The organism is Streptomyces cucumeris (assembly GCF_024295805.1).
In the GTDB taxonomy this organism is placed as follows: Bacteria; Actinomycetota; Actinomycetes; order Streptomycetales; family Streptomycetaceae; genus Streptomyces; species Streptomyces cucumeris.
The window spans coordinates 16,743-34,507 of the sequence record NZ_JANCLX010000018.1 but is presented as its reverse complement, the minus strand read 5'-3'; the positions used below and the strand labels follow the sequence as shown (position 1 = coordinate 34,507).

Here is a 17,765-nt window from a genome sequence, read left to right as displayed (position 1 = left end):
GCGCCCGGGCGCCGTGTGCGGGGGCCTCCCCGCGGGGCGACACCAGCCCTCATCTATCGTGTGGAACGCAGATGACCTGCATGGACACCACCGAGCCCCGAGAGAGTCCATACGAAGTCAGGGATGGTGCAGTTGATGGCGAGCCAAGGACGTACCGCGCTGGTCGAGGACCTGATGGGGCGTTTCCCCCAGGTGCCCCGGGAAGCCGTCCTCAAGGAGGACCTGCTGCGCGGTGGCATGGCGTTCGACGAGTCGGCGCTCAGCGGCAACGAGGACGGCGACGTCAAGCCGAAGTCGTACTTCATCTTCTCCTTCGACCACCGCACCCTGCCGGAGCTGGGGGCGGCGGCCCTGAACCGGCCGCCCGAGGAGATCGTGCTCACCGGTGGCCCCTATGAACTGCGCCGCACCGTGGTGTCCGTGCGGGTCAACCCGGAGTCGCCGTATGTGGTGCGGGCCGGGGAGGACGGTGCGCTGGGGCTGTATCTGGACGGGCGGCGGATCGCGGACGTGGGGCTGCCGCCGATGCCGGACTACTACCGCCACACCCTGGCGAACGGCAAGTCGGTGATGGAGGTCGCGCCGACCATCCAGTGGGGCTATCTCGTCTATCTGACGGTGTTCCGGGTGTGCCAGTACTTCGGCGCCAAGGAGGAATGCCAGTACTGCGACATCAACCACAACTGGCGTCAGCACAAGGCGGCCGGGCGCCCCTACACGGGGGTGAAGCCGGTCGAGGAGGTGCTGGAGGCGCTGGAGATCATCGACCGCCACGACACCGCCCGTGCCTCCCAGGCGTACACGCTCACCGGCGGTGCCATCACCTCGCGCGTGGGCGGCCGGGACGAGGCCGACTTCTACGGGCAGTACGCGAAGGCCATCGAGGAGCGCTTCCCGGGCCGGTGGATCGGCAAGGTGGTGGCGCAGGCGCTGCCCAAGGCGGACGTACAGCGGTTCCACGACTACGGGGTCCGGATCTACCACCCCAACTTCGAGGTGTGGGACCGACGTCTGTTCGAGCTGTACTGCCCCGGCAAGGAGCGCTACGTCGGCCGTGACGAGTGGCACCGGCGCATCCTGGACTCGACCGAGGTGTTCGGTGCCCGCAATGTGATCCCCAACTTCGTGGCGGGCGTGGAGATGGCCGAGCCCTTCGGCTTCACCTCGGTGGGCGAGGCCATCGACTCGACCGCCGAGGGACTGCGGTTCTTCATGTCGCACGGGGTGGTGCCCCGGTTCACCACCTGGTGCCCGGAGCCGACCACCCCGCTGGGCAAGGCCAATCCGCAGGGCGCGCCGCTGGAGTACCACATCCGGCTGCTGGAGACCTACCGGGCGACGCTGGAGGACTTCGGGCTGACCTCGCCCCCCGGTTACGGTCCGCCGGGGCCGGGGCGTGCGGTGTTCTCGGTGAGCTCCTTCATGGACAGCCTGCCCGCCACGGATCCGGAGCCGGACACCGAGCCGGCGGCCCGCTGATCCGGGCGGAGACCACGGAGGGCGCGCGGCGCGCCGCCCGGCCGCGTCAGCGGACGGCCGGGGCGGGCTCGGCGGCCGCCACCGCCGTCCCGGGCGTCCGCCTCCGCCACCGCGTCAGCCCGACCCCGGTCAGCACCACCGCCATCCCCGCGACGACCCGTACGCTCAGGGCCTCGCCGAGGACGGCGGCGCCGAGCAGCACCGAGACGACCGGCAGCAGATAGCCCACGGTGGCGGCGGTGGTCGCGCCCTCGTCCGCGATGAGCCGGACGCTGAGGTGGAAGGTGACGCCGGTGGAGAGCACGCCCAGGGCCACCACGGCGGCCAGGCCCGCCGCGTCGGTGTGCACCGGGGTCAGCCCGCCCGCGGGCAGGGCCAGCGCGCTCAGCCCGGTGGCGGCGACGAGCTGGGCGGCGGAGAGGGCGAGGGCGGGGGTGCCCCTGCCGACGAGCGCGCGTCCCATATAGGCGAAGGCGACGGCGTAACTGGCCGCCGCGCCGAGGATGGCCAGTGACCCCCATCCGGCGAGTCCGGACCGCTGCCACGGGGCGAAGATCAGCAGCACCCCGGTGAAGCCCAGCAGCAGCCCGCCCAGCCGCGCCCGCGACAGCCCGCGCTCGGTGCCGGTGGTCAGACCGATGAGCAGGGTCCACAGCGGGGTGGTGGCGTTCAGCACGCCCGCCACCCCGGAGTCCACCGTCTGCTCGCCGAGGCTGAACAGGGCGAACGGCAGGGCGTTGCAGAAGAAGGCGGCCACCGTGAGGCGTCCCCACAGGGCCCGCGAGCGCGGCAGCCGGTGTCCCTTGCGGCGGCACAGAATCAGCAGGACGGCGGCGCCGAGCGCACAGCGGACCAGGGTGACCTGAGCGGGGGCCAGCGCGTCGAGGGCGATCTTGATCCAGAGGAAGGTGGATCCCCACAGCAGGGCGAGTGCGCCCATGCGTACCAGTGTTCCGTGTCCGCCTGTTCCGTGTCCGCCGCCCATCATCCGTGCCCTCCCATGTGTCCGGTGCTCCCCGGTGCGTCCGTCGCCCTCCCTACGCTCCCGCAGCGAATTCAACAGAACAAGCGAAAAGAACTGCATCAACCATTAAGCTCCCCTACATGCTTGATGTGCGACGCATGCAGGTGCTGCGCGCCGTGGTCACCAGCGGTTCGGTGACCGCCGCCGCGGCGAACCTCGGCTACACCCCGTCCGCCGTGAGCCAGCAGGTGGCGGCGCTGGAGAAGCAGGCCGGTACGGCGCTGCTGGAGCGGGTCGGCCGCGGTGTGCGGCCCACGGCCGCGGGGCGGCTGCTCACCGAGCACGCGGCCGTCATCGGGCGTCATGTGGCCGAGGCGGAGACCGCGTTGGCCGATCTGCGGGCCGGTCGCACCGGACGGCTGGCGATCCGTTACTTCGCCACCGCGGGCGCCGCCCTGATGCCGCCCGCGCTGGCCCGGCTGCGGCGTGAACACCCGGGCGTCCAGGTCGATCTGCGGCTGACCGACCCCCGTGACCCGCTGGCCGGGATGCGCGACGGCACCGCGGACCTGGCCATCGTGGTCCGCCCGCGCGAGCGGATGCGCGACGGCGTACGGCTGGTGCCGCTGCTGGACGACCCGTATCGCGCGGTGCTGCCCGAGGGCCATCCGCTGGCCGCCGAGCCGGTGGTCGACCTCGCCGACCTCGGCGGGGAACCGTGGGTCAACGCCGAGTCCGCCGACGGCACCTGTCTGGCCTTCGTGCTGGAGGCGTGTGCCGCTGCCGGGTTCACCCCGGACTTCGCGGTGGAGAGCGAGGACTACGCCACGGCCCAGGGCTTCATCGCCGCCGGGCTCGGGGTGGGTCTGATCCCACGGCTGGGGATGGGAGCGCGCCACCCCGGTGTGGTGGTGCGCGACGTCCGCCGCCCCGAGCCCACCCGGGCCGTGTACGCGGCGGTCCGCGAGACCTCGCTCGCCCAGCCCGCGCTGCGCGGACTGCTCGACGCGCTCCAGGAAACGGCGGCCGCATGACGGCCGGTCAGACGGGAAGGCGGATGCGATGACCACACATGACCCGGGTACGGCGCCCCTGCTCACCCTCGCCGAGGGGTATCACCGGCGCACCACGGAATTCCTGGGGCTGCACCGGCTGGCCGGTCATCTGCTCAAGCTGTACGCCATCGAGGCGCCGGGGCGTACGGTGGCGCCGCGCGCCACGGAGAAGGCGCTGGAGCTCGCCACCGACCAGCTCCGGCTGGACCGGCACTCGGGGTCGGTGGGGCTCGCCTGCGGCATCGTGCACGCGGGCGGTGACGGCGACTACGTCCTGGTGCACACCTGGATCGAGGGCTATATGTCCCGGCTGGCCGTGTTCACCGGCCCGGCCGGCGCCCCGGACTCGATGCGGCCGGCCCCCGCGGGCCTGGCACCCTGCGTGTGGGAGGCGGCCGTCCTCGCCCATGAACGCACCGCCTATGTGGACCGGGTGCTGGCCGGGGAGGGCACGCTGGCCGACCGCGTGGACGCCTGGAGCAAGGATGTGCTCCCCACCCTGGAGGGCGGGCGATGAGCGGTGACGGCGTGGAGGTGCGGGCCGGGGTCCGGGAGGATCTGCCGCGGGTGGCGGAGCTGGCCGCGGAACACGCGGCGTACGAGCGGGCGGACCCGCCGGCCGGGGACTTCGCCGAGCGGCTCGCCGAGGCGCTGTTCGACCGGTCACCGCCCTGGGTGAGCCTGTTGGTGGCGGCCCTCCCGGACGGCCGGCTGGCCGGATACGCCACCTGCGCGCCGGAGTTCGCCACTTGGCAGGGGCGGCGCTATCTGCACATGGACTGTCTGTACCTGCGTGCGGAGCACCGCGGCCACGGGCTCGGCCGACGGCTGTTCGACGCGGTGGCGGCCGAGGCCGGTGCGCTGGGGCTGACCGAGATCCAGTGGAACACCCCGCTGTGGAACGCGGACGCCATGCGCTTCTACGACCGGCTCGGTGCGGTGCGGCGGGACAAGGCGCGCTACGGGCTGCGCCTCCCCCGCTGACCGCGGCTCGCCTCCCCCACACGCCTCCCCCACATGGGTCAGTCCAGCCCGGACGCCCTGAGGATCTCGCGGGCGGTGCCGCCGTCGATGCGCTCACCCAGCCGGTCGAGTACGGCGCCGCCCTGCCGCAGTGTGCCGCTCCGGCGGGAGCGGCGGGCACCGGTGTCCAGCCGGTGCCACAGCAGGGGGTTGGCCACCAGCACATCGGGGTCGAGCTCCACCACATGGCCGTGCACATCGCGCAGCACCAGCCGGGTGGAGACGGATCCGTACTGCGTCACCGAGACCAGGGCGTCGGTGCGCACCCGGCGTTCGCACAGCAGTCCGCGGACGGCCACCCAGCCGTCTCCGGCGGTGACCCTGGCCGGTCGGAGCACGGTGAACACCACGGCGCCGATCAGCGCCCACAGATCGGCACGGCCCATGGTGAGCCCGCCCGAGCCCCAGTCGAGCAGGGTGGTCAGCGCCACGAACGCCAGGGCGCAGTACGCCGCGCAGCGGGCGTCCCCGCGCCACCGGCGGTCGGTGTCGGAGGGCGCGGACACCCGGTGTCCGGCGCGCTCCCCGCCGGGCACCGGGGCCGGTTGTTCCGTTCCCCGTCCCATGTCTCCACGCTAGGCCGAACGGGGGCCGGTTGCCTGTCGTGCAGACGCCGTCCGTACGCCCGGCGGCCCGGCCCTGACGGAACCCTGACGTTCAGCCGACGTGGACGTGCGGGCGGCGGGCCCGGTCGGGTTCGGCCTCCCGCAGCACCTCACGGGTGACCGGCGCCACCTCGCCCTGTCCGAAGAGGAAGAAGCGCAGGAAGTGGGCGAGCGGATGGCCCTCGGTCCACTCGAAGTAGATATGCGGCCGCTGTCCGGTCTGGTCCCGCACCTGCAGCAGCAGCGCGGCCAGCGCGTTGGGGATGGTGGCGCTCTGGAGGGTGAGCACCCGGTAGCGGCCGTGCGCGACCTCCCCGCACACCCGCAGCTCGCTCTCGAACTCCGACGGGTCGGCCACCGTGACCTCGACGAAGACGATGTCCTCCTCCGGCGGGATGTCGTTGTCCGACCGGATCTGGTGCTGTTTCTCGCGGTACTCGGCCAGGTCGCGGCGTTCGGGCTTGTTGGCGATGAAGCGGATCCTGCGGTGGGCGGTGTCACGGATGAACCGCTCGGCCATGGGGTCGAAGGTCACGCTGGTCACCCGCAGCTCGAAGGCGCGAGCGACCCGGGAGAGCAGGGACACCGCCATGATCCCGCCGATGAAACAGGCACCGATCTTGACGCCGTCGGGCCGCTCGATGACGTTGACCGCCGTGGTGTACAGGAAGATCACCGCGATGATCCCGAAACCCAGCGTCCAGCCGCGCTGCCGGGCCCGCCGGGAGGCGATGGTGACGGCGATGGCGGCGGAGGTGATGAGCACCAGGACACCGGTGGCGTAGGCGCCGCCCTGGGCGTCCACGCTCGCCTTGAAGAGCCAGGTCACCAGGAACGCGACGAGGATGAACACCAGCACCATCGGACGGACCGCGCGCGCCCAGTGGGGTGCCATGCCGTAGCGCGGCAGATAGCGGGGCATGAGGTTGAGCAGCCCGGCCATCGCCGAGGCCCCGGCGAACCACAGGATGGCGATGGTGGAGGCGTCGTAGACACTGCCGAACGCCGAGCCCAGGTACTCGTGGGCGAGATAGGCCAGGGCGCGGCCATTGGCCTGGCCCCCCTCCTCGAACGCCTGCTGCGGGATCAGCAGGGTGGTGATGAAACTGGAGGTGATCAGGAACACGCTCATGATCACGGCGGCGGTGGTCAGCAGCTTCCGGGCGCCCTTGATACGCCCGGTGGGACGGTCCTCGGTGTCCTCGCGCGCGCCCTCGATATGCGGCATGACGGCCACGCCGGTCTCGAACCCGGAGAGGCCGAGCGCCAGCTTGGGGAAGATGATCAGGGCCACCCCGATCATGACCAGTGGACTGCCGCGTTCGGCGGTCAGGGCGTGGGACCAGTCCGGGATCACATGGGGGGCGGTGAACACATGCCACAGCCCCACGGCCACCACCACCGCGTTGAGCAGCAGATACACCCCGACCAGGGCCACCGCGATGCCGATGGCCTCGGTGAACCCCTTGAGGAACACCGCGCCCAGCATGCCGATGAGGACCAGGGTGATCGCCACCTCATGGCCATGCAGCGCGCTGGTGAGGTGCGGGTTCTCCACCAGGTGGGCGGTGGCGTCGGCGGCCGAGAGCGTGATGGTGATCAGGAAGTCGGTGGCGGCGAAGCCCAGCAGGGTCAGGACGAACAGCTTGCCCTTCCAGAAGGTCAGCAACCGCTCCAGCATGGCGATCGACCCCTGGCCGTGGGGGCTCTCCTCGGCCACCCTCCGGTACACCGGCAGGGCGCCCACCAGGGTGACCACCACCAGCACCACGGTGGCCAGCGGGGAGAGCAGCCCGGCCGCGAGCGCGGCGATGCCCGGCTGGTAACCCAGGGTGGAGAAGTAGTCCAGACCCGTCAGACACATCACCCGCCACCAGGGCTGTCCCCGGTGCGCGGACTCCACCTGAGCATGGGGGCCGGGCTGGCGCCTCGCCATGTCCGTGAGCCCCTCCAGCAGCCACGCACGGAGGCGGTGCCGCGGTCCTCCGTCAGGGGCGGCGCCGTCGTGGGTGGGGCTGACCACGGTGTGCTCCTGTCGTCCAGCGATGGTTTCCGGCCAACGGAGAGACGCTTCGGCCAGCGTATGCGGCGGTGCCGGCCTCCACCCGGCCGGCACCGCCGTTCCGGCGCGGACGGATGACATCGCTTTCTCAGCCGACTCTCATCTTCGGTGCCTACGGTCGCGACCATGGACACCACCACCAGGACCGACCACGCGACCGACCCCGTGAAGACCGGGGAAGCACCCGAGGACGCCGGGCAGAAGACGGCGGAGGATGTCCCAGGGGCGGCCGAGGACCGCACGGACACCCCCGGCGGGGACCCTGCCGCGGACGACCACGACGACGCGCTCACCGACGACCACCCGGACGAGCGGCCCGCGCCGCGGACTGCCACCCCCGGTGTGCTCCCGGGCGCGGCCGCGATCGTCGCCGCGGGCCTGGGCTTCGCCTCCGTCAGCGGCACCTGGCTCGGCACGATGATGCAGGAGCGCAAGCAGCTGAGCGGGCAGATCGCGGCCCAGACCGGTGCGACCCGGGACCAGGTCGCCGCGTTGTACGGCACCCCGTGGCACACCGCCGCCCTCGTCAACGGACTCTTCGCGCTGGCCGCCGTGGTGATCGCCGCCGTGGTGCTGGCGCGCCGCCGCGCGGTGGCGCCGGATGCCACCTCGCCCGCCCCGGTCACCGCCCCGTGGGTCACCGCGGTGGCCTGGGGTGCCGTGGCGCTCGGTGTCATCGGGCTGCTCATCGCCACGGCGATGGGGCTCGACCTGTTCACCGCGCTTCCCACGATCCCCTCCTCCCCCGGTGGCGCCACCGGCTGACCCCCCGTCGGACCCACACCGCGGGGCGGCCCCCCCCGCGGGGGGGGGGGCCGGGCCGCGGGGGGGGGCGCCGGCCCCCCCCCGCCCCCCCCCCCGCCGCCCCCCCCCCGCGCCCCCCCCCCCCCCCGGGGGGGGCGCCCCCCCCCGCGGTGTGTGACGAATGACGTACCGGAGCCTGGACAGAAGCGGAAGGACATGGGCACCCGGCCACCGGAGAGCCCGGAAGACCCCAGGACGACGGACGGAGATCCAGCCGATGAGCGACACCACGCGGTCCGCAGACCGATCCGGGGAGGAGACGCCGGACCAGGACGCGAAGACCGCGGTCACGGTACTCGTCGCGCTCGCCGCCAACCTCGTCATCGCCGTGGCCAAGGCGGTGGGCGGGGTGTTCGCGGGCTCCCCCGCGCTGCTGTCCGAAGCCGCCCACTCCGTGGCCGACAGCCTCAACGAGGTGTTCCTGCTCGCCTCCCTCAAGCGCAGCAGGAAGGCCCCCGACGACCAGCACCCCTTCGGCTACGGCAAGGAGCGCTACTTCTGGTCGCTGCTCGCCGCCGTCGGGATCTTCGTCATGGGCGGCTGTTTCTCCGTCTTCCAGGGGTTCGAGGCGCTGCACGCCGGGGGTTCGGAGGACCACAGCGGCTATGTGGTCGGACTCGCCGTCCTGGGGGTGGCCCTGCTCGCCGAGGGCTCCTCACTGGTCCGGGCGCTGGTCCAGGTCCGCGGCCAGGCCCGGGAGGCGGACCGCGGTGTGCTCGCCGAGCTGCGCAACGGTGATGACCCGACCCTGCGGACCGTGCTGGCCGAGGACTCCACCGCCTGTCTGGGGGTGCTGTTCGCGATCACCGGGATGTGGCTCCACATGGTCACCGGGGACGCGGCGTACGAGGCCGCGGCCTCGTTCCTGATCGGTGTGCTGCTGGGCTATGTGGCCTACCGGCTGGCGATGGAGTCGCGCGGGCGCCTGATCGGGGAGGCGATCGACCCGGTCCAGCGTCATGAGCTGCGGGTGTTCCTCGATGAGCAGCCGGAGATCGACACCGTGACCTCGCTGCTGACGATGCGTCTGGGCAATGACTCCACCCTGGTCGCGGCCCGGGTCGACCTGGTCTCCGGGCTGGACAGCGAGGAGGTGGAGGAGGTGCTCGTCCGCGTGAAGGCGGCGATGGCGCGCGCCTGGCCGCACGCCGACCAGATCTTCCTGGACGTCACCGACGCCTCGGCCAAGGACCGGGCGCGGGCGCGCCGGGACCACCAGGCACTGGCGGAGGCGGCGGCCGCCCGGGCCGAGGGGAACCACTGAGGACGCCGGGGCGGGAATGACCCCGCCGGGTGCGGGTACCCGACTTCTCACCAGCCCGGATCGGACAACTCGTGTACGGAGGCAATACCCATGGGCTTGGGCGGTTGCATACTCATGATCGCGGTGGGGGGCATCCTCACCTTCGCTACGGATTGGGACGCCAATGGCCTCAACGTCCACCTGGTGGGTCTGATCCTGATGGCTGTCGGCGTGATCGGCATGGCCGCGTACGTCAGCGTCTACAAGCGGCGGCGCGTGGTCGCGCCGACGCAGGCCCCGATGGTGGAGGACCCGGAGCACCGGCACCATCACACCTATTGAGTCCGAGTCACTCCTTCCGACGCGGATGGCCCCGTGACGACGGGGCCATCCGCGTTTCCCGTCCCCTCGGCCGTCTCCCCGGCTCAGGGCACGATCGCGTCCACGTAGCCACCGTCCACCCGGACCGCGGCCCCGGTGGTCGCCGATGCCTGGGCGGAGCTGAGGTAGACGACCATATGGGCGATCTCCTCCGGCTCGATGAGCCGTTGCAGCAGGGACTGCGGACGGTGCTGCCGCATGAACTCCCGCTGTGCCTCGTCCCACGGCAGTTCATCGCCGACGAGCTGCCGTACGAAGTCCTCCACTCCCCCGGTGTGGGTGGGACCCGCGATCACGGAGTTGACGGTCACCCCGGTTCCGGCGGCCTCCTTGGCGAAGCCCCGGGAGACCGCGAGCAGCGCGGTCTTGGACATCCCGTAGTGGATCATCTCGGCGGGGATGACGATGGCGGAGTCGCTGGCGATGTTCTGGATCCGTCCCCAGCCACGGTCGGTCATGCCCGGCAGATAGCGGCGGATCAGCCGGACGGCGCTGAGGACGTTGGTGTCGAAGTAGGCACGCCACTCGGCGTCGGTGATCTCCAGGGGCGGCTGGGCGCCGAAGACACCGAGGTTGTTGACGAGGATGTCGGCGGCGGGCACCGCGTCGTACAGCGTGGCGGCCCCCTCCTCCTCGGTCAGATCGCCGACGACGGTGATGACGTCCGCCGCGGGCACCCGTTCGCGCAGCCGGCCGGCCGCCGCGGCCAGGCCCTCCGCGCGACGGCCCGTCAGGACGACGGTGGCACCGGACCCGGCCAGACCGGTGGCGATGGCGAGGCCGATGCCCTGGGAGGAGCCGGTGACGACGGCGGTCCTGCCGGTGAGGTCGATCTGCACGTCTGCGCCCTTCCCTGTCGTCGCCGTGGATCGGCGGTCCGCACGCCCCGACCGTACGCAACCCCTCCGCCGCCGTGACGGAGCGCGGGGACCCGGCGTGCCGGGGCGGGCGCTCCGGCCCGTCCGCGGAAGGCCCCTCCGCGGGAGGCGGAGGGGCGACGGCGCGCATCGCCGGGCGGATCGTTCGCGGGATGGCCCGGACGCGCCGCCGCCCCGGTCCGTGGGATCAGCCCCAGCCGGTGGAGTAGTGGTCGGGGTAGCGGCGCTTCCGGCCGCCGGGCCGGATGGTGAGGGTGGACAGCAGTCCCACCAGACCGGCTCCGATGATCAGCACACCGGGGTCCAGGTCCCGGAAGCGGTTCAGCACACCGTCCACGGACAGGGAGCGGTCCTCCGCCCCGGTGCCCTCGGGGGTGATCGCGCCGCCCGCGGGGCCGGTGGGCGCGCCGCCCGCCTTGGCGCCTCCGGTCTTGGTGCCCGGGATGGTCACCCCGAGAGCGGTGAGCGCCTTGGTGACGGGCTGGAAGAAGGTCACTCCGCCCTTGTCGCAGTCGCCGCTGCCGCCGGAGGTGACCCCGAGCGCCACGCCCTGGGCGAGCAGCGGTCCGCCGCTGTCACCGGGTTCCGCGCACACGGTGGTGCGGATCAGCCCGCTGACGGTGCCCTCGGGATAGTTGACGGTGGCGTTCAGACCGGTCACCTTGCCGGAGCGGAGTCCGGTGGTGCTGCCGCTGCGGAACACCTCCTGGCCGACGACGGGATCGGCGACACCGGTGATGCGCACCGTCCGGCCGCCGCCGATGTCGACGATCCCCCTCCCGTCCACGGCGCTGTTGTCGTAGCGGATCAGCGAGAAGTCATTGCCGGGGAAGTTGCTCTGGACGGTGGTCCCGATACCGGTCCTGCCCGAGGTGTCGGTGAACCAGGTGGTGCCGTTGGGACCGCAGTGCCCGGCCGTCAGGATGTAGCCGTTCTGTCCGTCGGTGACGTTGAACCCGGCGGAACAGCGGCTGCCGCTGGCGAAGATCGGGGCGGCACCGCTGGTTCTGAGGGTGAAGGCGCCCGTGGTGCGCTCCATGCGCACCTCGCCGCCCACCCGCGCGGCGACGCCCTTCATCCGCGACCAGCGGTCGGTGGAGACGGTGCTGTCACCGAGCACCACCACCTCGTTGGAGGTGGGGTCCACCATCCAGGCGGTCCCGGCGACCCGGGGCCCGGCGCGCAGCGTCCGCGCGGCGGAGTCCAGTTGTTCCATGCTGTAGCGCACCTGCTTGGGCCGGGCCCCGGCCCGGGTGACCTCGGCGGCGGCCTTCTCGTCGGTCACCGCGACGACCGTGCGCCCATCGGCCGCGAGCCAGCTCCCGGCCGTGCGGGAGGCGCCGAGTGCCGTCTCCAGACGGCCGCCGAGGCCCGCGCCCCCGTCACGGAGGACCCCGGGCGCATCACCCGCCCCCTGGACCGCTCCGTTCGACACCGACTGCGAGACCATCAGACCGCCGGCCACCAGCGCGCCTACGGCCGCGAACCGTACGCCTCGGCGCACGCGTCGCCGCGTGTGCTTCACCACTCTGCCTCCTTCACGTCGATCCGCACCGGGCCCCGGACGGCGAGGACCCTCCCCCTATACGGACCGGACCGGCGTGACGCTCACCGCGGGCGCGGAATGCTCATGCGGTGCTCGTGATCGGCCGGTGGAAGCAGACCCGGTGCCGTCCCGGACCGTCGTAGTCGAGGTGCACCGGCACCCCGTCGAGCTCGTGGTCGCCCGGCTCCAGGGCGAAGCCCATCGCCCGGTGGAAGGCGATGGAGCCGGTGTTCCCCGGTGAGGTGATGGCGCGGACCTCGCGGCGTCCCGCCTCGGCGGCGCTCCGGAAGAACGCGGTGTACAGCTCACGGGCCAGCCCCCGGCCGCGCAGCGCCGGATCCACGCCCACGAAGTGGATGTACGCCTCGTCGTCGTTGTCCGCCGAGTGGAAGCCGACCAGGAAGGCGGCGATGGACCCGTCCGCGTGCTCCCGGACCAGGCTGGTGCCTGCGAAGAACCGGAGGAACAGGCTGGGCAGCAACAGCGACAGCTCACGGGCCTGTTCGGGGGTGCGCGAATCGCCCCACCAGGTCCCCACGCACTCGACGAGGGCGCGATGGTCGGAGACACGGGCCCGGCGTACCTGGGACATGCGGTTCAGCTCCTCTTCCGGCGTTCGGTGGCGATGTTCCGCGGGGATCATTCCGCCACGGGGTGCCCCCGCGCCAGCGGGTATCCGGCGGCCGACCGGTTTCCGGCCCGCGGTGAAGGCCCCTGGCCCGGGCATGACCCGGCTGGCGGACGGCCGCCACCCGCGGAGCCCAACTCGGGGTGCAGACGACGCAGAACCCCGACACGGTTGACATATCCGATGTCGCCTAGCTGGCTGGGGTGCTGTGGAATGCGCGTAACCGGACTGGGGCACGCTGGACTGTTCATCGAGACCGCGGCGGGATCGGTGCTCTGCGACCCGTGGGTCAACCCCGCCTTCTTCGGCTCGTGGTTCCCGTTCCCGGACAACACCGATCTGGACTGGGCCCACTACGGACGGTCGGCCGACTATCTGTACGTCTCCCATCTGCACCGGGACCATTTCGACCCGGAGAATCTGCGCCGGAACGTGCGCAAGGACATCACGGTGCTGCTGCCGGCCTTCGCCACCGACGAACTCGAGCGTGAGCTGCGGGGACTCGGCTTCAGCCGGTTCCTGCGCACACAGTCGGGCGTCCCGGTGGAGCGCGACGGCCTGCGCATCATGATCACCGCGCTGACCGGCCCCGGTGACGGCCCCATCGGCGACTCCGCGCTCTCGCTCGACGACGGAGGGACCGTCCTGCTCAACCAGAACGACGCGCATCCGCTGGACATCGCGGCCATCCGGGAGTTCGGCGAGGTGGACGCGTACTTCGTGCAGTTCTCCGGGGCCATCTGGTACCCGATGGTGTACCGGCTGCCGCTGTCGGCGAAGAAGGAGTTCGCCGCGCGCAAGCGCAAGGGCCAGTTCGATCGGGCACTGCGCTACATCGACGCGGTGGGGGCGACGCATGTGTTCCCCAACGCGGGGCCGCCCTGTTTCCTCGACGAGGCGCTGTTCGAGCACAACGGCACCGGCCGGGACGGGGAGAGCATCTTCGTCGACCAAATGGAGTTCCTGGGCGAACTGGCCGGGGCACGGCCGCAGGTGCAGGCCCATCTGCTGCTGCCGGGCACGGTCGCCGAGCCCGAGGAATCGGTCTGCAAGCTCACCCACCGCTACACCGACCGGGAGATCGAGCACATCTTCCGCAACAAGCGCGCGTATCTGGAGGACTTCGCCCGCGGACAGCGGGAGGTACTCGCCGCGGAGCGCGCCGCCCGCTCCCCCGAACTGCCGCCCGACCGGCTGCTGGCTGAGCTGAAGGAGTGGTGGGAACCGCTGCTGGCGCGCGCCGAGCACATCTGCACCGGAGTGGGCGGTCCGGCGCGGCTGGATGTGGGCGAGGTGCCGATCGTGATCGACTTCCCGGCGCGGGAGGTCAGGCTGTGGGACGGTGAGCGCTGCCGCTACACCCTGTCCACCTCGGGCGATCTGGTGGCCACCAACATCGCGCGGCGTGAGGTGGACTGGTCCAACAGCCTGCTGCTGTCGATGCGGTTCACCGCGAGCCGGATCGGTCCCTACAACGAGTTCCTGTACGTGTTCTTCAAGTGCCTGTCGATGGAGCGCATCGAGTACGTGGAGAACTACTACGACGCGAGCGCCGACGACGGACAGGACATCGAACTCGGCGACTGGCGGGTCCAGCGCCGCTGCCCCCATCTGAGCGCCGATCTGGGCCGGTTCGGGCAGATCGACGGCGAGGTGCTGACCTGCACCCTGCACGGCTGGCGCTACGACCTGACGACCGGGCGCTGTCTGACGTCCGAGGGTCATGACATCAGGGCCACGCCCCTCAAGTGAACTCCGCCGCCCGGCGGGTACGAGCACCTCACGGACCGGTGCGCGTATCCGCCGGGCGGTCTCAGGTCCGCGGAGCTGGCCGGGGCTGTGTGGCCAGGGCCAGGACCGGGATGACCGTCAGCGCCAGGATGCCACCGCCCGCCGCCAGATATCCGTAGCCGCCGCCCGCCACGACCAGGCCCGAGGCCAGTCCGCCGGTGGTACCGGCGATGGCCACGCCGACGTCGACCAGCCCCTGGACGGCCGCCCTGCGCTCCAGCGGTACCGCGTCGGTGATGATGGCCGTGGCGCTGACCAGCCCCAGGTTCCAGCCGAGGCCCAGCAGGACCAGCGCGGTGGCCAGGGCGGGCATGCTGTGCGGGGAGGCGAACGCGGCGACCAGACCCGCGGAGAGCAGTACGGCGGAGCCCGCCGCCGCGACCCGCAGCCGTCCGACGCGGTCCACGAGGTAGCCGCTCAGCGGTGACGGCAGGAACATCGCGCCCACATGGAGCGCGATGACCAGACCGGCCGCCTGGGTGCTGTGGCCGTGGTCCTTCATATGCACCGGGGTCATCGTCATGATGGCGATCATCACCAGCTGACCGATGACCATCACGGTGGCACCGGTGACGACCCCGGGCGCGGTCCGCTCCCCCGGAGCCGGAACCACGGCCGGGCCCGCGGCGGTCCCCGCCTCCGTTGCGCCGCCTCCGTCCGACGCCGCCTTGCGCGCGGCCAGTTCACGGGCCAGCAGGAGCGGATCGGGCCGCAGCCACCCGGCCAGCACACAACTGCCCAGGGTGTACGCCACGGCGGCCAGCAGGAAGGGTCCGACGAGCCGTGGCATGGCCCAGGAGTGGGCGAGGTCCCCGGTGACGCCCACGAGATTGGGCCCGAGGACCGCACCGAAGGTGGTGGCGAGGAGCACCGTGCTCACCGCGCGTCCGCGCCGGTCGGGCGGGGCCAGATCGGCGCCCGCGTAGCGGGCGAGCAGATTGGTGGCGCTGCCCGCGCCGTAGAGCACCAGGGAGAGGAAGAGCAGCGGCACACTGTCCGCCGTGCCCGCCACCACCACACCGAGGCTTCCGGCCGCCGCGGTGGCGTAGCCGAGGGCCAGTCCGGGGCGCCGGCCCCAGCGCTGGGAGAGCCGTCCGATGGCCATGGCCCCCACGGCGGCGCCCGCGGTGAACAGGGCGGCGGGCAGTCCCGCGAGACCGGTGGTGCCGAGCATGTCCTCGGCGAGCAGCGCTCCGACCGTGATGCCCGCGGCCATTCCCGCGCCGCTGAGGATCTGAGCCGTGACCAGGACGGTCAGTGCCCGTCGCTGGGCGTGTACCGCATCCGGCTCCGCGCTGGCGCGGGCGGTCCGCCCGGCCGGTGTGACGCTCATGGTCATCCCCCTTCACATGGACCGGTGTCCGGCCGTCGGCAGGTTATCCGGCGGGCAGCGGTTCGAGCGCGGAGATCTCCTCCAGCGACATGTCCATCCGTGTGTGGAGGAAGCGCACCACGGTCCAGTGCGGCAGCGCGCCCTCGTCGAAGGGGCCGAACGCCGCGCGGTACAGGGGGATCCAGCGCAGCGCCTCCTCGATGGCCCGCTCCCGGCCGGGCTCCTGCTGGTAGTCGTCGTAGCCGATGCTGCGGTGGTGGATGAAGTAGCGGCCCGGCAGCCGTTCCTCGCACAGGGTGCGGTACTCACGGGTCTGGAGGATCAGGTAGTGCCAGATCTCGTCGATCTCCTGCTCGACCGGCAGGAAGAGACCGCTGAGCCGGTCCTGGTGGCGGGAGACGAGATAGAGGTAGCGGAGACATTCGAGGACCTGCCGCCCGGCGTACTCCGGTCCGGCGTCGGTCCTCGCCTCGGCGTACCGCACCACCTCCTGGTGCAGTCGTTCGCCGAGGAGGCCGGTCAGTTCCTCGGCCGGCACCGGTGGCCGGGTGGTCTGTGGGGTCATGGGCACGTCCCTGGTGTGGTCGGGTGGTGAGGGGTCGGTGGTCCGGGTGAGGACCGGGCCGTCAGCGCTCGGTGGCGAGCCAGGCGTACTTGCCGGAGGCGCCGACGGGCAGCCGGCTCCGGTGCTCCAGGACGCAGTGGAGGCCGGTGAGCTGGGCCGTGCCGTGCTCCAGTACGGCGCTCTCGCCGGGCTCCAGGGGCCGTCCGTCGAAGGTGGTGTAGCGCAACCGGCACTCCTTCTCCCCGGTGAGCACGAGCTGGTGCAGGAAGATCCGGGGCGAGACGGCGTCGATGCGGTCGTCGAGATCGGACTGGGCCACCGGTCCGCGCACCGTGTCCAGCAGTTCCTTCTCCCGGCCGCAGAAGGCGGCCACCTTGCCGGGGTCGGCCGAGCCGTCGAGGGTGCGGACGCAGTCACCCGAGTTGTAGCGGATCAGCGGCATATGGGGATTGCGCACGCTGGTGACGACGAGCCGGTGGATATCGCTGCCCGGGGCGACGGGGAGCAGTTCGACGCTCATCCGGTCCAGATAGGGGTGATAGCGGCCCTCGCGGTCGCTGTAGTAGAGGTAGCCCAGCTCGGTGCTGCCGAACAGGTCGATGACCGGGCAGTCGAAGTGCTCGCGCAGATACCGCCGTACCCCGCGCGGGGTGTACTCGTAGGCGTGGATGATGCTCGCGGGCCGGGGGAAGTCGTCCCACAGACCCCACTGGTCCACCTTCCGCACCAGATGGGCGAGGTGGTACCCGGAGCAGTCGAGGTGGTAGCGGCCCTGCGGGTGGCCGGCGCAGATGTCGCGGATCTCGGCGAGCATACGCTCGACATCGGCACGGTCCCAGTGGTCCGGGTCCAGCCGGAGATTGAGGTAGAGCGTGCGCTCGTCCAGCCGCCGCTCCTCCAGTGAGGGGAGCTCATCCGGCTGGGCCCCGCGCTTGGCGGCGTTGACCCGGGCCACGTGCTCGGTGGCGAGCACGGTGGTCAGGGAGACCCGCCTGCATCCGTCGTGCCAGGTGTGGGCGATGTCGGGGTGTTCGCTCCACAGCCGGTAGTAGGAGTGGAGCAGGAAGTACGGGGGCCGGATGAGCCGCATCCGGGCGTGGTTGGTGCCGGTGGACAGCACATACTCGGCGGCGCCGGTCTCCAGGGCGCGGGCGAGCTCCGGGGTCATCCAGTTGTGCGGGAAGTCGCGGGCTATCTCGGTCTTTTCCAGTACGGGGAAGTGTCCCCGCTCGATCGACTCGCGGTACAGCGGGATGTTCCGCACCTGGTCGATGATGTCGGGCGTCGGCTGGTCGTCCATGGCCACCTTGGGCGTCCTCGGGGAGACGGAGGGCCCCGCGCGGGCGGGGCGTGAACGTGCCGGGGCGGGGCGGCGGTCACCATGGCCCGCCGGCCCCACCCCGGTGGT

At 71.9% G+C, this 17,765-nt stretch carries 17 protein-coding genes; 8 read left to right on the top strand and 9 right to left on the bottom strand.

The window, feature by feature from the left end; genetic code table 11:
• Positions 1–135: 135 nt before the first annotated feature.
• Positions 136–1,479 carry a radical SAM protein gene (locus NMK44_RS24675; protein WP_254746676.1) on the top strand — a complete coding sequence of 448 codons (1,344 nt, stop codon included), beginning with the start codon at positions 136–138 and terminating at the stop codon, positions 1,477–1,479.
• 46 nt (positions 1,480–1,525) lie between these two features.
• Here NMK44_RS24675 and NMK44_RS24670 read toward each other — a convergent pair whose 3' ends face one another.
• Complete coding sequence (locus NMK44_RS24670; protein WP_254746674.1) at positions 1,526–2,419, bottom strand: DMT family transporter; 894 nt, start codon at positions 2,417–2,419, stop codon at positions 1,526–1,528.
• Positions 2,420–2,583: 164 nt separating this feature from the next.
• Here NMK44_RS24670 and NMK44_RS24665 point away from each other — a divergent pair, with 164 nt between their 5' ends.
• Genes NMK44_RS24665 through NMK44_RS24655 form a run of 3 tightly spaced genes read left to right on the top strand, consistent with a single transcriptional unit; the run spans position 2,584 to position 4,482 of the window.
• Positions 2,584–3,477 carry a LysR family transcriptional regulator gene (locus NMK44_RS24665; protein WP_254746671.1) on the top strand — a complete coding sequence of 298 codons (894 nt, stop codon included), beginning with the start codon at positions 2,584–2,586 and terminating at the stop codon, positions 3,475–3,477.
• 28 nt (positions 3,478–3,505) lie between these two features.
• Positions 3,506–4,015, top strand: coding sequence for a hypothetical protein (locus tag NMK44_RS24660; protein WP_254746668.1), 510 nt, complete (start codon positions 3,506–3,508; stop codon positions 4,013–4,015).
• Positions 4,012–4,482, top strand: coding sequence for a GNAT family N-acetyltransferase (locus NMK44_RS24655; RefSeq protein ID WP_254746665.1), 471 nt, complete (start codon positions 4,012–4,014; stop codon positions 4,480–4,482). The genes NMK44_RS24660 and NMK44_RS24655 overlap by 4 nt, the downstream gene beginning before the upstream one ends.
• Before the next feature lie 38 nt (positions 4,483–4,520).
• On the opposite strand, the gene NMK44_RS24650 is transcribed toward NMK44_RS24655, so the two are convergent.
• Both NMK44_RS24650 and NMK44_RS24645 read right to left on the bottom strand, forming a co-directional pair.
• Positions 4,521–5,087 (bottom strand): hypothetical protein, encoded by a 567-nt coding sequence (locus tag NMK44_RS24650; RefSeq protein WP_308358516.1) that lies wholly within the window; start codon positions 5,085–5,087, stop codon positions 4,521–4,523.
• Between the two features lie 91 nt (positions 5,088–5,178).
• A complete protein-coding gene (locus NMK44_RS24645; protein ID WP_374215336.1) occupies positions 5,179–7,149 on the bottom strand; it encodes an APC family permease in 1,971 nt (656 codons plus the stop codon).
• Between the two features lie 165 nt (positions 7,150–7,314).
• On the opposite strand from NMK44_RS24645, the gene NMK44_RS24640 reads away from it, so the two are divergent.
• The 3 genes from NMK44_RS24640 to NMK44_RS24630 all read left to right on the top strand — a co-directional run bounded on the left by NMK44_RS24640 (position 7,315) and on the right by NMK44_RS24630 (position 9,577).
• A complete protein-coding gene (locus NMK44_RS24640; RefSeq protein ID WP_254746662.1) occupies positions 7,315–7,953 on the top strand; it encodes a hypothetical protein in 639 nt (212 codons plus the stop codon).
• 256 nt (positions 7,954–8,209) lie between these two features.
• Positions 8,210–9,256: a cation diffusion facilitator family transporter gene (locus tag NMK44_RS24635; protein WP_254746659.1), complete on the top strand. Its 1,047-nt coding sequence runs from the start codon at positions 8,210–8,212 to the stop codon at positions 9,254–9,256.
• A gap of 90 nt (positions 9,257–9,346) precedes the next feature.
• Entirely contained in the window at positions 9,347–9,577 is a 231-nt protein-coding gene (locus tag NMK44_RS24630; RefSeq protein WP_254746656.1) for a hypothetical protein, read from the top strand.
• A gap of 83 nt (positions 9,578–9,660) precedes the next feature.
• Here the strand turns inward: NMK44_RS24630 and NMK44_RS24625 are convergent, their stop codons facing one another.
• The 3 genes from NMK44_RS24625 to NMK44_RS24615 all read right to left on the bottom strand — a co-directional run bounded on the left by NMK44_RS24625 (position 9,661) and on the right by NMK44_RS24615 (position 12,632).
• Positions 9,661–10,455, bottom strand: coding sequence for an SDR family NAD(P)-dependent oxidoreductase (locus NMK44_RS24625; protein ID WP_254746654.1), 795 nt, complete (start codon positions 10,453–10,455; stop codon positions 9,661–9,663).
• A gap of 226 nt (positions 10,456–10,681) precedes the next feature.
• Entirely contained in the window at positions 10,682–12,019 is a 1,338-nt protein-coding gene (locus NMK44_RS24620; RefSeq protein WP_254746935.1) for a S1 family peptidase, read from the bottom strand.
• Between the two features lie 103 nt (positions 12,020–12,122).
• Entirely contained in the window at positions 12,123–12,632 is a 510-nt protein-coding gene (locus NMK44_RS24615; protein WP_254746651.1) for a GNAT family N-acetyltransferase, read from the bottom strand.
• Positions 12,633–12,881: 249 nt separating this feature from the next.
• Between NMK44_RS24615 and NMK44_RS24610 the strand changes: the two genes are divergently transcribed.
• Complete coding sequence (locus tag NMK44_RS24610; protein WP_254746648.1) at positions 12,882–14,420, top strand: MBL fold metallo-hydrolase; 1,539 nt, start codon at positions 12,882–12,884, stop codon at positions 14,418–14,420.
• 61 nt (positions 14,421–14,481) lie between these two features.
• Here the strand turns inward: NMK44_RS24610 and NMK44_RS24605 are convergent, their stop codons facing one another.
• From NMK44_RS24605 to NMK44_RS24595, 3 genes are all read right to left on the bottom strand, one after another.
• On the bottom strand, positions 14,482–15,792 hold the full coding sequence (locus tag NMK44_RS24605; RefSeq protein WP_374215335.1) for an MFS transporter: 1,311 nt from the start codon (positions 15,790–15,792) through the stop codon (positions 14,482–14,484).
• 43 nt (positions 15,793–15,835) lie between these two features.
• On the bottom strand, positions 15,836–16,357 hold the full coding sequence (locus tag NMK44_RS24600) for a glycine-rich domain-containing protein (protein ID WP_254746642.1): 522 nt from the start codon (positions 16,355–16,357) through the stop codon (positions 15,836–15,838).
• A 61-nt stretch (positions 16,358–16,418) separates the two neighbouring features.
• Positions 16,419–17,657, bottom strand: a complete 1,239-nt coding sequence (locus NMK44_RS24595) for a phenylacetate--CoA ligase family protein (RefSeq protein WP_254746639.1) — start codon at positions 17,655–17,657, stop codon at positions 16,419–16,421.
• Between the last annotated feature and the right edge of the window lie 108 nt (positions 17,658–17,765).

Bases quoted from the DNA above. Each gene is read 5' to 3' on its own strand.
- NMK44_RS24675 (WP_254746676.1), top strand. From the start codon at position 136: ATGGCGAGCCAAGGACGTACCGCGCTGGTCGAGGACCTGATGGGGCGT.
- NMK44_RS24670 (WP_254746674.1), bottom strand. From the start codon at position 2,419: ATGGGCGCACTCGCCCTGCTGTGGGGATCCACCTTCCTCTGGATCAAG.
- NMK44_RS24665 (WP_254746671.1), top strand. From the start codon at position 2,584: ATGCTTGATGTGCGACGCATGCAGGTGCTGCGCGCCGTGGTCACCAGC.
- NMK44_RS24660 (WP_254746668.1), top strand. From the start codon at position 3,506: ATGACCACACATGACCCGGGTACGGCGCCCCTGCTCACCCTCGCCGAG.
- NMK44_RS24655 (WP_254746665.1), top strand. From the start codon at position 4,012: ATGAGCGGTGACGGCGTGGAGGTGCGGGCCGGGGTCCGGGAGGATCTG.
- NMK44_RS24650 (WP_308358516.1), bottom strand. From the start codon at position 5,087: ATGGGACGGGGAACGGAACAACCGGCCCCGGTGCCCGGCGGGGAGCGC.
- NMK44_RS24640 (WP_254746662.1), top strand. From the start codon at position 7,315: ATGGACACCACCACCAGGACCGACCACGCGACCGACCCCGTGAAGACC.
- NMK44_RS24635 (WP_254746659.1), top strand. From the start codon at position 8,210: ATGAGCGACACCACGCGGTCCGCAGACCGATCCGGGGAGGAGACGCCG.
- NMK44_RS24630 (WP_254746656.1), top strand. From the start codon at position 9,347: ATGGGCTTGGGCGGTTGCATACTCATGATCGCGGTGGGGGGCATCCTC.
- NMK44_RS24615 (WP_254746651.1), bottom strand. From the start codon at position 12,632: ATGTCCCAGGTACGCCGGGCCCGTGTCTCCGACCATCGCGCCCTCGTC.
- NMK44_RS24610 (WP_254746648.1), top strand. From the start codon at position 12,882: ATGCGCGTAACCGGACTGGGGCACGCTGGACTGTTCATCGAGACCGCG.
- NMK44_RS24605 (WP_374215335.1), bottom strand. From the start codon at position 15,792: ATGAGCGTCACACCGGCCGGGCGGACCGCCCGCGCCAGCGCGGAGCCG.
- NMK44_RS24600 (WP_254746642.1), bottom strand. From the start codon at position 16,357: ATGACCCCACAGACCACCCGGCCACCGGTGCCGGCCGAGGAACTGACC.
- NMK44_RS24595 (WP_254746639.1), bottom strand. From the start codon at position 17,657: ATGGACGACCAGCCGACGCCCGACATCATCGACCAGGTGCGGAACATC.